Raw genomic sequence first — 13,404 nt, forward strand, 5'->3', positions numbered from 1 at the left:
ACCCGCAGCTGGCCGCACGTGCGCAGCGCAATGTCCACGTCATCGACGGCCAGGTTGTCGACCTGGCTGCGGAGCTCGCCGCTTGAAAACCATCGCGTTCCTGCTGTTGATCGCTTGCGCCACCGCGCAAGCCGACGACCTGCTGCAGGTCTGGGCGCAGGCGCGCGCGGCCGACCCGCTGCTGCGCCAGGCCGCGGCCTTCAACGGCGCGCAGGAAGCGGCCTCACGCGAAGCCCGCGCGGCGCTGCTGCCGCAGTGGAACCTGCAGAGCAGCGAGCAGCGCGAGAACGGCAGTGGCGAGCGCTCGCGCACGACGACGAGCAGCATCAGCCAGCCCCTCTTCGACCTGGCCGCGCTGCGCGAATGGGACGCCAGCCGCAGCCAGGCCTCGGCCCAGTCTGCGCGCCTGGCCGCCGCCGAGCAGGCCGCGCGGGCCCGCGTCGCCGACGCCTATTTCGGCCTGCTGTCGGCCCAGGCCCAACTGGCCACGGCGCGCGCCAATGAAGAGGCCTTCGCCCGCCAGGTCAGCGAGGCCGACACGCGCTTCAAAGCCGGCCTGTCGGCCCAGGTCGAGGCCGACCAGTCGCGCGCCTACCGCGAACTGGCGCGCAGCAACACGCTGGCCGCCGAACTGAACCTGGCCGATGCCCGCGAGGCGCTGGCCCAATTGACCGGCGTGCCCGTCACCACCCTGCAGCCGTTGCGCCGTGCGCTGGATGCACAAGCCTTGCCGGACGACGCCGAAGCCTGGACCGCGCGTGCGCTCCAGGCCAACCCCGAGCTGCGCGCGCTGCAGCTGGACGTGCAGGCCAGCGAGCAGCGCATCTCGGCCGCGCGCGCCGGTCATCTGCCGACGCTGAGTGTGGGCGTGGACACGACGCAGCGCCGCAATGTCGGTGGAGGTAGCGGCGTGTCGGCCTTCGATGCCAGCCGCACGCCGACGCTGGTCGGCCTGCGCCTGACCGTGCCGCTGTTTGCCGGCGGCGCCGTGGCCGCTGCGGCCGACCGCGCCGGCTTTCAGCGGGATGCCGCCCGCGAGCAGCTCGAAGCCGGCCGCCGCGCCATGCTGCGCGAGGTGAGGGCGCAGCACCTCGCCGTGGGCCAGGGCGCGGTGCAGCTGCGCTCCGCGCAGGTCGCCGTCGAGGCCGCCGAGCGCGCGCTCGAAGCCACGCGCACCGGGCTGACCCTGGGCACGCGCAGCACCACCGACCTGCTCCTCGCCATCCAGACCCTGGCCGGCGCGCAGAACGCGCAGACCCAGGCCCGCCACCGCCATGTGCTGGCCCTGCTCGCCCTGCACCAGGCGGCCGGCTCCCTCGGTGACGCCGAACTCGCCACYGTCAACGCTCTTCTGGAGAACCGCTGATGTTTCTTCACTACCTCGAACTCGCCTGGCGCAACACGCTTGCCGCCAAGGGCCTCTCCGCGTTGATGGTGATGGCGCTCGCCCTGGGMATCGGCGCCTGCATGACGACGCTGACCGTCTATCACGTGCTCTCCGGCGACCCCATTCCCGCCAAGAGCGCTCGCCTATTCAACGTGCAGCTCGACGCGTCGGACATCGTCAGCTGGAAGGCCGGTGAAGAGCCCAACTTCGACCTGAGCCGCTATGACGCGACGGCACTGCTGCGCGACAAGAAGGCGCTGCGCCAGGCGATGTCCAGCGGCTTCAACACCGCCGTGGGCCTGCCCGATGCGCAGACCAAGCCGATCTTCTCGAGCGTGCGCATGACGTCGGCCGACTTCTTCGCGATGTTCGACGCGCCGTGGCAATACGGCGGCGGCTGGAGCGCGGCCGACGACGAAGGCGAGGCGCGTGTCGCCGTCATCTCGGCGTCGCTCAACGAGAAGCTGTTCGGCGGCGGCAACAGCCTGGGCAAGGAAGTCATCGTGCGCGGCCAGCCGCTGCGCATCGTCGGCGTGCTCAAGCCCTGGAAGGTGCAGCCCCATTTCTGGGACCTGACCCTGGGCAGCTACACCGAGACCGAGGACTTCTACCTGCCGTTCTCGACGGCGATGCTGCTGAAGATGGGCCACTGGGGCAATATGAACTGCTGGGCCAAGGGCGCCAACGGCGGCACCTCGCTGGACCTGAACGCGAGCTGCTCGTGGATCCAGTACTGGGTCGAGTTTGCCAAGCCCGAGGAGGCCGCCGCCTACCGCGACTACCTCGTCGCCTACTCCGAGGCTCAGCGCAAGGCCGGCCGCTACGAGCGACCGACGAATGTGCGCCTGCGCAACGTGATGGACTGGCTGGGCGCGCAGAAGGTGCTGCCCGCCGACGTGCGCCTGCAGACCTGGCTGGCCTTTGGTTTCCTGGCCGTCTGCGTCGTCAACATGGTGGGCCTGTTGCTGGCCAAGACGCTGCGCCGCAGCGGCGAGATCGGCGTGCGCCGCGCACTCGGTGCGACGCGCGGCGACATCTTCAAGCAGTTCGTCGTCGAGRCCGGCCTGCTCGGCCTGGCCGGCGCGCTGCTGGGCCTGCTGTTCGCCCAGGGCGGGCTGTGGCTGGTGCGCCAGAGCCCGAACGACTACGCCAAGCTGGCCGAGCTCGACGCCAGCATGCTGGCCCTGACGCTGGGCCTGGCCCTGCTGGCCAGCCTGCTCGCCGGCCTGCTGCCGGCCTGGCGTGCGGCCCTCGTCACCCCCGCCGTCCAACTGAAGGTGCAGTGATGTCTGACTCCTCCACGCTGTCCATCGTCCCGCCAGCCCGCGCCACCGGCAACCCCCTCGGGGCGTTCGGCCGGGCCCTGAGCGATCTCGCGCCCATCCTGTCGACGCTGCGCCGCCACCGCATCGCGGCCGGCCTCATCGTGCTGGAGGTGGCGCTGACCTGCGCCATCGTCACCAATGCGCTGCACCTGATCCAGACCCGCGTCGAGGCGCTGAACACCGACAGCGGCATGGCCGAGACCGAGATCGGCGTGCTGACCCTGCGCGGCAGCAAGCCCCAGCCGCCCGAGCGCACCGCCGGCATCGTGTCCGAGGACCTCACGCGGCTGCGTGCGCTGCCAGGCATCAAGGCGGCCACGGTGCCCAACCAGATCGTCTACGGCAACAACAGCAACAACAGCGGCGTCTCGCTTGAGCCCGACAACAAGGGCCTGCGCATCAGCGCGGCGCAATACGCGGCCGATGAACAGATGATCCCGACCTTCGGGCTCAAGCTGCTGGAGGGCCGCAACTTCACGGCCGACGAGGTGCTCGACAACTTCCAGACCTTCAGCGTCTCCGATCCCAAGATCCCGCAGCTCATCATCAACAAGGTGATGGCCGACAAGCTCTTCCCCGGCCAGTCAGCGTTGGGCAAGCAGGTCTATATCTTCGGCCGCTCGCCGTCGACCATCATCGGCGTCGTCCAGACGCTGACGCACACGCAGCTGCACCGCGCCCGTGGCGACGGTGATGGTGCCGCCATGATCCTGCCGCTGCGCGGCGGCGGCTCGTACGTGATCCGCGCCGAGCCGGGCCAGCTGGACTCGCGCATCAAGGCTGCGGCCGCGGTGCTCGAAGAAGGCGACCAGGGCCGTGTCGTCACGCAGAGCCAGCGCCTGACCGAGATGCGTTCGTCCTTCTACGCCCAGGACCGCGCCATGGCCTGGCTGATGGGCGGTGTCTGCGTGTCGCTGCTGCTGGTGACGGCCATGGGCATCGTCGGCCTGGCGAGCTTCTGGGTGCAGCAGCGCACCCGCATGATCGGCACGCGCCGCGCTCTGGGCRCCACCCAGGGCCAGATCCTGCGCTACTTCCAGCTCGAGAACCTGCTGCTGACGACGACCGGCATCCTCATCGGTATGGCCGGTGCCTGGGCCCTGAGCCAGCTGCTGATGCAGAGCTACGAACTGCCGCGCCTGCCCTGGGGCTATCTGCCCGCTGGCGCACTGGCGCTGTGGGCCCTGGGCCAGCTGGCCGTGTGGGTGCCAGCCCGGCGCGCGGCGCGCCTGGCACCGGTGGCCGCCCTGAGGAGTTGAAGCCCGGGTTCAGGCCGCCTGCAGGCTGCGCAGTTCGGCCGCCCAGTCGGCCCAATGCTTGCGGATGGCGGCCCGCTGCTCGGCATCGAGGCTGTTGAGCAGCTTCAGCAGGCTGGCGACGATCTGCTCGCGATAAGGCTGCTCGGTGGGCTGGGTCTGTGAGTCCTGCATCAGCAGGGCGGTGCCCGCGGCCAGGTCCTGGCGCGCCCAGGCGCGCAGGGCCTGCACCAGCCGCGCCTGGCGTGCGGCACGGGCCTGGGCCATGACGGGCAGGTCGAAATGCCAGCTGCGAGCGTCGGCTGCGGCCTGCTTGCGGGTCGAGCGGTCCAGGTCGCCCAGCCAGCGTTCGAGGTTGCTGGTGTAGCGCTTGGCGCGCTCGTCGGGCCCGCGCTTGCCCGATTGCTTCTCCCGCCACTCGGTCGTCTTCTCGGCCATCTTCTTTTCCAGGTGTTGCCACTGCTCGGGCCGCAGGCTGGCCAGCACCGGCGCGGCCAGCGGCGCGGCGTGCTGCAGGCAACGCTCGACGCTGGCGCGCGCGCCGCGCTCCAGGGCCAGCAGTTCGTCCTGGGTGACGCCGTCGTCCAGCGCCGCATGGGCCTGGCCCACCAGCGCAATCCATTGCGGCAGCTCCTCGCGGCGGTGCCAGGCCTGCCAGGCCTGCAGCTGCGTCTTGAGCTGACCGCGCTGCGGGCTGTCCAGGTCGAGATAGTTGTCCGCCCAAAGCCCGGCCAGCAGTGGCAGCTGCCCATAGGCCAGCGTCAGGCTGGAGCAGCCGATCAGGCCCAGCAGGGCCGTCAGCGCGAAGAGGGTGGCAAAACGCTTCAGCAGTTGCATGGGGCCATCGTGACAAGGCAGGGCGGCGTTGTCACGCCTGGGGTCTTGCAGGTCAATTCATGCGCCGATAGGGCACGACGCCGCCCTGGCCGACCCGCACCAGGGCCAGGGCTTGCTGCACCTCCGGCAACCCGCGTGCCTGGGCCTCCAATTCGGTCGCCTGCTCGGCGTGCCCGACGCAGCCCTCGAGGTAAACGACCCGGCCCTGCACGGTCAGCCACAGGCTGCTCGGATGCAGGGCGGCCGTGCCGTTCAGCTTGGCACGCAAGGCCCCGGCAATGGTCGCGTCATAGCGGAAGGCATTGGGTTCGCTGCATTCGCCCTTGAGCCAGCAGGTGGTGCCGCGCTCGGCGCGATGGTGAGCTTGCACGCGGGCCTCGGCGGCCGTGATGCGCGGGCCGCGGGGCTCCGGGCAATCGGCGATATCGGCCGACACGGCCTCGAAGGGGTCGTTGAAGCGGTTCAACACCAGCTCATCGCTGCCACCGGCGAGCAGCAGCGCGATGAGCAGGGCGGGCGGCGGCGTCATGAAGGCATTCTGGTGGGGCCGGGTATCGTGTGGTCCCGCGCAAACCCTCGCCTCAGTCGCCCCTCGTGTCCCACCAGGATCTGCCGCACACCCTCAAGCTGATGACGATCTGGCTGCTGATCGGCTTGGGCATTTTCCTGGGTTTCAAGCTGTGGGAGCACGAGCGCGAGGCCAGCCGCTTCCAGCTTGCCGGCGAGGTCATCGTGCTGACGCGCGGGGGCGACGGCCACTTCCACTGGCCCGGCCGGGTCGACGGCATCGAGGTGGATTTCCTCGTCGACACCGGCGCCACCACGACGGCCCTGCCGCAAGTGTTGGCGGAGCGCGCCGGCCTCAAGCCGCTGGGCGCCGTGCGCGCCCATACCGCGGCCGGCGCCACGCGCGGCTTTCTTGCGCGGGCCGACGTTGCGCTGGAAGGCGGCGTGCGCGCCGACAAGTTGATGGTGACTGTGCTGCCCGACCTGGGCGCGCCGCTACTTGGCATGGACGTGCTCGGTCGCCTGCACTTCAGCCAGAAACCTGGTGAACTCCGCATCGAACCCCGCCCATGATCCGCGCCCTCCTTTTGGCCTTTCTCGTCGGCAGTGCCCATGCGGCCTGCCCGCCGGCGCCGGCCCTGCCGAGCGCCGAGCAGGCCGCCACCTGGGCCGCCAAGGCGCCGGACCGCGGCCTGCTGTGGCGCATCAGCCGTGGCGGCCACAGCAGCTATCTGTTCGGCAGCCTGCATGTCGGCAAGGCCGACTGGGCCTATGCCGGGCCGGCCCTGCGCGCGGCCTGGGCGCAGACCGAGGTGCTGGCCGTGGAGCTCGACCCCGCCGACGTCGGTGCCGTGCTGGCCGCCATGCCCAAAGCCGCACCCCTGCCGCCGGCTCTGGCCCAGCGCCTGGACACCCAGGCCCGCGCCGCCTGCCTGTCGCCTGGTGCCCTGAGCGCGCTGCCGGTCATGTTGCAGCTCAGCATGCTGTCGCTGATGGAGGCGCGCCGCGATGGCTTTGATGCCGGTTTTGGCCAGGACGTGATGCTGCTGGCGCGCGCCAGGAGCGAGGGCCGGCCGGTGCAGTCGCTGGAGAGCGTCGAGGAGCAGTTGCAGGCGCTGGAGCCGGAGGCGGCCGAGCTGCCCGCCATCGTCGACGGCGCGCTGCGCCAGTTGCGCGGTGGCCAGATGCGCGAGCCGCTGCGCCGGCTCAGCAGCGCCTGGTCGCGCGGTGACCTGGGGACGTTGGCGAACTATCCGCGCTGGTGCGCCTGCGCCGACAGCCCGGCCGAACGCGCTTGGCTCAGGCGAGTCAACGACGACCGCAACGGCCCGCTGGCCACCCGCATCGCGGCCTTGCATGGCGCCGGCCAGCGCTTGCTGGTGGCCGTGGGCGCGCTGCACATGAGCGGCCCGCGGGCACTGCCCAAGCTGCTGGCCGAGCAGGGTTTTATTGTCGAAGCCCTGCTGCCCAGCAAGTAGGATGGAAGTGCCCTTACAGGAGACAAGACATGAGCGACAACAGCTTCACCAAGTTCGTGCCCGGTTTCGAGTTCCTGCAGGGCCTGGTCAAGAACGCGGGCTCGGCCCTGCCCGGCATCGGCCAATGGGTGGCGCCAACGCTCAATCCCGAGGAGCTCTCCAAGCGCATCGAGGAGCTGCGCACGGTGCAGTTCTGGCTGGAGCAGAACGCGCGCATGCTGGCCGCCACCATCCAGGCGCTGGAAGTGCAGCGCATGACGCTGTCGACGCTGAAGTCGATGAACGTGCCGCTGGCCGACTTGCGCGACAGCCTCAAGCTGCCCACCGGTGGCGACGGCACCTCCTGGCCCGGCATCCCACCCGAGATCCTGGCCGCCGCGGCGCCGGTGGCCCAGGCTGCGGCTCAGACGGTGACCAAGACGGCCAATACCGCCAGCAAGGTCGCCGCCAAGACCGTGAAGACGGCCGGCGATGCGGCCAAGGCCGTGGCCGACAACCCGGCCGCCGTCGTCGACCCGACGCAGTGGTGGACGGCGCTGAGCCAGCAGTTCACGCAGTTGGCCACCTCGGCCATGAAGGACACCGCGACCGATGCGGCCAAGAACCTCGCCGGCAACCTCGTCAAGCAGAGCTTCGACGCCGCCAGCGAAACGCTGAAGCGCGCGGCCAGCGTGCCCGGGGCGGTGGTGGGTGGCGTCGCCAAGGGCCTGGCGTCCGGCGCCGCGCCCAAGCCGGCCGCGAAGACCGCCGCCGCGAAGGCGGCCAAGCCACGCAGCAGCGCGCGCCGCAAGCCTTGAGGCGAAGGCGAACCGGCGCGACGGGAGGGTGATGAGGCGCCGGCCGCTGCTGGTCATGCTCACGGCTGCCTGCGCCACCGAGGCGCCCGCGCGGCCCGCGCCGCTGGTCTATCCCCAGCACGAACCCGGCCGCGTGCCGCAGTGGCACTACATGCAGGCCGTCATCAAGCTCGCCATCACGCGCAGCGGTGCCGACTATGAGTTGATGGAGTCGCCCGTGCCGATGACGCAGGCGCGCGTCGTGCGCGAACTGGCCGACCGCAGCGGGCGGATCGATCTGTGCTGGACCATGACCAGCATCGAGCGCGAGGCCCGGCTGCTGCCGGTGCGCGTTCCCATGGACCGCGGCCTCATCGGTTGCCGCGTTGCCTTCGTCCGCCCCGAGGACGTGGATCGCTGGCGCGACCTGCACGACCTCAACGAACTCTCCCGCTACGTCGCCGGCCAGGGCCAGGACTGGCCCGACACCGCCATCCTGCGTGCCAACGGCCTGCCGGTGCAGGGCATCAGCCGCTACGAGGCGCTGTTCGACATGCTGCGCATGCGCCGCATCGACTACTTCCCGCGCGCCGTCTTCGAGATCGACGACGAGGCGACCACGCCGGCGGCCCATGACCTCGTCATCGAGCCGCATGTGCTGCTGCGCTACCCGGCGGCCTCCTATCTCTTCGTGCGCCCGGACCGGCCACGATTGGCGGCCGAGTTGCAGCGCGGCATGGAGGCCGCGGCAAACGACGGCAGCCTCGCGCGGCTGTTCCAGCAGTATTTCGGCGACCTGCTGCGCCGCCACCACCTGGCCCGCCGGCGCCAGCTGTTGCTGAAGAATCCGTTGCTGCCGCCCGAGACGCCCTTGCACAAGCCGGCCTACTGGCTCGTCATCGAAGGCTGAGATGAACTGCCCCTCGCCCAACCTCGCGTCGCTGAACGCGAGCGAGTCTGGTCGGTCCCCCGGGGGGACGGCGATGCTTGCCGGATTGACCGGCAAGCACATCGCCAGCGCGTGCCGGCTAGGGAGCGGCCCGGCGCTCGGCCCGCAACTTCAATGCATTGCGGGTGTCGCGAATTCGGAATGGGCAACTAAAGTGGGCCCGACATGAACGCCCCCGTCGACCTCGCCGCCCGCCGTGCCGCACTCATCGCGGCCCTGGCACCGTTGCTGCCGGCCCATGCCCTGCTGCACCAGGCCGAGCAGACCACGCCCTATGAATGCGATGGCCTGACCGCCTACCGCCAGCGCCCGCTGGCCGTGGCCCTGCCCGAGACCGAAGCCCAGGTGGCTGCCGTGCTGAAGGCCTGCCACCGTCTGGGTGTGCCGGTCGTCGCGCGCGGCGCGGGCACGGGCCTGTCGGGCGGCGCGATGCCGCACGAGGCCGGCCTGACGTTGGCCCTGGCCAAGTTCAACAAGATCCTTTCGCTGGATCCACTGTCACGCACGGCGCGCGTGCAATGCGGCGTGCGCAACCTCGCCATCAGCGAAGCCGCGGCGACTCACGGCCTGTATTACGCGCCCGACCCCAGCAGCCAGATCGCCTGCACGATTGGCGGCAACGTCGCCGAGAACAGCGGCGGCGTGCACTGCCTGAAGTACGGCCTGACGCTGCACAACGTGCTGCGCCTGCGCGGCTTCACCGCCGAGGGCGAGCCCATCGAGTTCGGCAGCGAGGCGCTGGACGCGGCGGGCCTGGACCTGCTGGCCCTGGTCATCGGCAGCGAAGGCATGCTGGCCGTCATCACCGAGGTTACCGTCAAGCTGGTGCCCAAGCCGCAACTGGCGCGCTGCATCATGRCCAGCTTCGACGACGTGCGAAAGGCCGGCGACGCGGTCGCGGCCATCATCGCAGCCGGCATCATCCCGGCGGGCCTGGAGATGATGGACAAGCCGATGACGGCTGCCGTGGAGGACTTCGTGCATGCCGGCTATGACCTGGATGCCGAGGCCATCCTGCTGTGCGAAAGCGACGGCACGCCCGAGGAGGTGGCCGAGGAGGTCGCGAAGATGGAAGCCGTGCTGCAGGCCAGCGGTGCGACGCGCTGCCAGGTCAGCGCCGACGAGGCCCAGCGGCTCAAGTTCTGGAGCGGCCGCAAGAACGCCTTCCCGGCGTCGGGCCGCATCAGCCCCGACTACATGTGCATGGACTCGACCATCCCGCGCAAGCACCTCGCCACCATCCTGCTCGACATCCAGCAGATGGAAAAGAAATACGGCCTGCGCTGCGCCAATGTCTTCCATGCCGGCGACGGCAACCTGCACCCGCTGATCCTGTTCGACGCCAACGACCCCGACCAGTTGCACCGCTGCGAGCAGTTCGGCGCCGAGATCCTGGAGCGCAGCGTCGCCCTGGGCGGCACGGTGACCGGCGAGCACGGTGTCGGCGTCGAGAAGCTCAACTCCATGTGCGTGCAGTTCAGCACCGAGGAGCGTGAGCAGATGCTGGCGTTGAAGCGCGCCTTTGACCCTGCCGGCACGCTGAACCCGGGCAAGCAGATCCCGTCCCTGAGCCGCTGCGCCGAATACGGCCGCATGCATGTGAAGCGCGKCCTGCTGGCCTTCCCGGAACTGGAGCGGTTTTGAGCTTCGCGGACCTGCAGACCCGATTGCGTAATGCGCGCGAGCCGCTGCGCATCCAGGGCCATGGCAGCAAGGATTTCTATGGCGAGGCGCCGCACGGCGAGCTGCTGTCCACGCTGGAGATGAATGGCGTCACGGCCTACGAGCCCAGCGAGCTGTTTGTCAGCGCGCTGGCGGGCACGCCGATCGCCGATGTCGAAGCGCTGTTGGCGAAGCGCCACCAGCGCCTGGCCTTTGAGCCGCCGCGCTTCGGGGGCCGCGGCACGGTGGGCGGCATGGTGGCGGCCGGGTTGTCGGGGCCGACGCGGGCGGCTCTGGGCTCGGTGCGGGACCATCTGCTGGGCGCCGTGATGATCAATGGCAAGGGCGAGCTGCTGAGCTTTGGCGGCACGGTCATGAAGAACGTGGCCGGCTTCGATGTCAGCCGCGCGCTGGCGGGGTCGCTGGGCGTGCTGGGGTTGATTACCGAGGTGACCTTGAAGGTGCTGCCCCTGCCGGCCGCCACGGCAACATTGCGCTTCGATTTCGACCAGTCCGCTGCCTTGATGGCGATCAACCGCTGGGGCGGTGAGCCCCTGCCCATCGAGGCCAGTGCCTGGTGGGACGGTGCCTTGCTCGTGCGACTGGCCGGCGCGAACGCGGCCGTTGAGGCCGCGGCACGCAAGTTGGGCGGCGATGTCATTCCGGGCGACATGGCCCAGCCCTTCTGGACCGGCCTGCGCGACCACAGCGACGAGTTCTTCATCGGCGCCGAGCGTGCGGTGGCGGGCGGCGCGCGGCTTTGGCGGCTGTCCCTGCCGAGTGCGACGCCCGAGCTCAAGTTGCATGGCGAGCAGCTCATCGAATGGGGCGGCGCGCAACGCTGGGTCGTCACGCCCATGCCGCCGGCCGGCGTGCGTGATGCCGCAGCAGCTGTGGGCGGGCATGCGACGCTGTTCCGCGCCCAGGACAAGGGCGTGGGCGTGTTCGCGCCGCTGAGCGCGCCGTTGGCGGCCATCCACAAGCGGCTCAAGGCCTCCTTCGACCCGCATGGCGTGTTCAACCCGGGGCGGCTCTACGCCGGGCTTTGATGATCCAGCCCATCCATGACGCCGCCCAGCGCGGCTACACCAACGCCCCCGACAGCTATCAGCGTGGTCGGCCGGAGTACCCGCAGGCCCTCGCCGCCTGGCTGGACGCGACGCTCGGCGTACGCAAGGGCGCGCGTGTCGTCGATCTGGGCGCGGGCACCGGCAAGTTCACCCAACTGCTGGCTCGCACCGGTGCGGCCGTGACGGCGGTGGAGCCGGTYGATGCGATGCGCGAGAAGCTGTTGCAGAGCCTGCCCGGCGTGCGGGCACTTGCCGGCACGGCCGAAGCCCTGCCGTTGGCCGATGGTGAGGCCGACGACCTGGTCTGCGCCCAGGCCTTTCACTGGTTTGCCAACGACCAGGCCCTGCGTGAGATGCACCGTGTGCTGCGGCCCGGCGGTCGGCTGGGGCTGGTCTGGAATGTGCGGGACGAATCCTGCGACTGGGTCGCGGCCATCACCGAGATCATCACGCCCTACGAAGGCGATGCGCCGCGCTACTACACCGGGCAGTGGAAGCGTCCCTTCGAGGGCCAGACGCTGTTCGCGCCGCTGCAGCTGACGGAGTTCCCGCACAGCCATGAGGGTTCGTTCGAGCAGGTCGTCATTGACCGCATCGCTTCGGTGAGCTTCATCGCTGCGTTGCCCCAGGCCCAGCGCGAGGTCGTGGAGGCGAAGTTGCGGGCGCTCCCGCAGCGCTTCGCCGCATTGCGCGAACCCGTGATCGCCTTCCCCTATGTGACGCAGGCCTGGTGCGCCGAGCGTCTTGCCAGCAACTGACGGCATGCAGACCACCCTCGCTCCCGAATTCGCCGGCACCCACGATGGCACTGAGGCCGAGGCCATCCTGCGGCGCTGCGTGCACTGCGGCTTCTGCACGGCCACCTGCCCGACATATCAACTCCTCGGCGATGAGCTTGACGGCCCGCGCGGCCGCATCTATCTGATCAAGCAGGTGCTCGAAGGCGCTGAACCCACGCGCGAGACGCAGCTGCATCTGGACCGCTGCCTGACCTGCCGCAACTGCGAGACGACCTGTCCGTCGGGCGTCGAAKACGGCCGCCTGGTCGACATCGGCCGGCGCGTCGTCGACGCCAAGGTCGAACGCCCGGCTGGCGAGCGCCGCACGCGCTGGCTGCTGAAGGAAGGGCTGACCTCGCCGCTTTTCAAGCCGGCGATGAAGCTGGGCCAGATGTTCCGGCCCCTGGTGCCGGCATCGCTGAAGGACAAGGTGCCGGCCAGGCCGCCGGCCACGGCGCATGACTGGCCGACGCGCCAGCTCAACCGCAAGGTCGCGCTGCTGCTGGGCTGCGTGCAGCCGGCCATGGCGCCCAATATCAACAGTGCGACGGCGCGGGTGCTGGACGCGGCGGGCATACAGACCGTGGTGGCCGATGGCGCCGGTTGCTGCGGCGCCATCCGCGAGCACCTCGGTGATCACGAGGCAGCGCTCAACGACATGCGCCGCAATATCGACGCCTGGTGGCCACTGGTCTCGGGCCTGGGCGAGCGCGTCGAAGCCCTGGTCACGAATGCCTCGGGCTGCGGCGTCATGGTCAAGGACTATGCGCACCTGTTGGCCCACGACCCCGCCTATGCCGACAAGGCCCGGCGCGTCAGCGAGATGACCAAGGACCTCAGCGAGCTGCTGCCCGAACTCGTGCCCACGCTGAAGGCGCGCCTCAAGGCCAAGCCCGGCTCACTGGCCTACCACCCACCCTGCACGCTGCAGCATGGGCAAAAGCTCACGGGTGGCGTGGAAAGCGCATTGCGCGAGCTGGGCTTTCGCATAGCCTGCGCGCCGACTGACAGCCATCTCTGCTGCGGCTCGGCCGGGACCTATTCGGTGCTGCAGCCCGAGCTGGCCAAGCAGCTGCGCGACCGCAAGCTGGCAGCGCTGGCGCCCTTGCAGGCCGAGCAGATCGTGTCGGCCAATATCGGCTGCATCCAGCACCTGCAAAGCGGCACGACCCACCCGGTGCKGCACTGGGTGGAGGTGCTGGACGACGCGCTGAGAGGGGTGAGCGGGTAGGTGGTCGAGTGAGCTTGCTGTGGATGCAGCGGGTCAGCCAATGACGGGTGTCGACCCATAGCGGAAGTATTTGTTGGCAAACTGAGCCACCGAAAGCTGACGTTCAACGTCTGAAGTACACGGCCCACTCCGGCAAGCCGCAGATGC

Annotated in this window: 13 protein-coding genes; 11 read left to right on the forward strand and 2 right to left on the reverse strand. The window is 69.9% G+C overall.

Annotation, left to right across the window (positions count from 1 at the left end; translation table 11 throughout):
• Nucleotides 1-82 precede the first annotated feature (82 nt).
• From ACXJKR_RS11305 to ACXJKR_RS11315, 3 genes are read left to right on the forward strand one after another with little or no spacing between them, the layout of a single operon-like run.
• On the forward strand, nt 83-1,366 hold the full coding sequence (locus ACXJKR_RS11305; protein ID WP_457322922.1) for a TolC family outer membrane protein: 1,284 nt from the start codon (nt 83-85) through the stop codon (nt 1,364-1,366).
• Nucleotides 1,366-2,673, forward strand: coding sequence for an ABC transporter permease (locus ACXJKR_RS11310; RefSeq protein ID WP_457322923.1), 1,308 nt, complete (start codon nt 1,366-1,368; stop codon nt 2,671-2,673). Before ACXJKR_RS11305 ends, ACXJKR_RS11310 begins: the two co-directional genes overlap by 1 nt.
• Nucleotides 2,673-3,971, forward strand: a complete 1,299-nt coding sequence (locus ACXJKR_RS11315) for an ABC transporter permease (RefSeq protein WP_457322924.1) — start codon at nt 2,673-2,675, stop codon at nt 3,969-3,971. The genes ACXJKR_RS11310 and ACXJKR_RS11315 overlap by 1 nt, the downstream gene beginning before the upstream one ends.
• A gap of 9 nt (nt 3,972-3,980) precedes the next feature.
• On the opposite strand, the gene ACXJKR_RS11320 is transcribed toward ACXJKR_RS11315, so the two are convergent.
• Together ACXJKR_RS11320 and ACXJKR_RS11325 are read right to left on the reverse strand one after the other, a co-directional pair.
• On the reverse strand, nt 3,981-4,805 hold the full coding sequence (locus tag ACXJKR_RS11320) for a DUF6279 family lipoprotein (protein ID WP_457322925.1): 825 nt from the start codon (nt 4,803-4,805) through the stop codon (nt 3,981-3,983).
• 52 nt (nt 4,806-4,857) lie between these two features.
• Nucleotides 4,858-5,334, reverse strand: a complete 477-nt coding sequence (locus tag ACXJKR_RS11325) for a BON domain-containing protein (RefSeq protein ID WP_457322926.1) — start codon at nt 5,332-5,334, stop codon at nt 4,858-4,860.
• A gap of 65 nt (nt 5,335-5,399) precedes the next feature.
• On the opposite strand from ACXJKR_RS11325, the gene ACXJKR_RS11330 reads away from it, so the two are divergent.
• The 8 genes from ACXJKR_RS11330 (at nt 5,400) to glcF (ending at nt 13,257) form a co-directional block, all read left to right on the forward strand.
• On the forward strand, nt 5,400-5,885 hold the full coding sequence (locus ACXJKR_RS11330; protein ID WP_157282209.1) for a retropepsin-like aspartic protease family protein: 486 nt from the start codon (nt 5,400-5,402) through the stop codon (nt 5,883-5,885).
• Nucleotides 5,882-6,790: a TraB/GumN family protein gene (locus ACXJKR_RS11335; RefSeq protein WP_457322927.1), complete on the forward strand. Its 909-nt coding sequence runs from the start codon at nt 5,882-5,884 to the stop codon at nt 6,788-6,790. The genes ACXJKR_RS11330 and ACXJKR_RS11335 overlap by 4 nt, the downstream gene beginning before the upstream one ends.
• 29 nt (nt 6,791-6,819) lie before the next feature.
• A complete protein-coding gene (locus ACXJKR_RS11340) occupies nt 6,820-7,587 on the forward strand; it encodes a PhaM family polyhydroxyalkanoate granule multifunctional regulatory protein (protein ID WP_056205372.1) in 768 nt (255 codons plus the stop codon).
• Nucleotides 7,588-7,618: 31 nt separating this feature from the next.
• Nucleotides 7,619-8,476, forward strand: coding sequence for a substrate-binding periplasmic protein (locus ACXJKR_RS11345; RefSeq protein WP_457322928.1), 858 nt, complete (start codon nt 7,619-7,621; stop codon nt 8,474-8,476).
• A 204-nt stretch (nt 8,477-8,680) separates the two neighbouring features.
• Nucleotides 8,681-10,159, forward strand: coding sequence for an FAD-linked oxidase C-terminal domain-containing protein (locus ACXJKR_RS11350; protein WP_457322929.1), 1,479 nt, complete (start codon nt 8,681-8,683; stop codon nt 10,157-10,159).
• The gene (gene glcE, locus ACXJKR_RS11355) at nt 10,156-11,226 is read left to right on the forward strand and encodes a glycolate oxidase subunit GlcE (RefSeq protein ID WP_457322930.1); all 1,071 of its coding nucleotides are present in this window, start codon (nt 10,156-10,158) and stop codon (nt 11,224-11,226) included. The genes ACXJKR_RS11350 and glcE overlap by 4 nt, the downstream gene beginning before the upstream one ends.
• A gap of 2 nt (nt 11,227-11,228) precedes the next feature.
• Nucleotides 11,229-12,005: a class I SAM-dependent methyltransferase gene (locus tag ACXJKR_RS11360; protein WP_457322932.1), complete on the forward strand. Its 777-nt coding sequence runs from the start codon at nt 11,229-11,231 to the stop codon at nt 12,003-12,005.
• A 4-nt stretch (nt 12,006-12,009) separates the two neighbouring features.
• On the forward strand, nt 12,010-13,257 hold the full coding sequence (glcF, locus tag ACXJKR_RS11365) for a glycolate oxidase subunit GlcF (RefSeq protein ID WP_457322931.1): 1,248 nt from the start codon (nt 12,010-12,012) through the stop codon (nt 13,255-13,257).
• The last annotated feature ends 147 nt before the right edge of the window (nt 13,258-13,404 follow it).

The organism is Roseateles sp. P5_E11 (assembly GCF_054049355.1).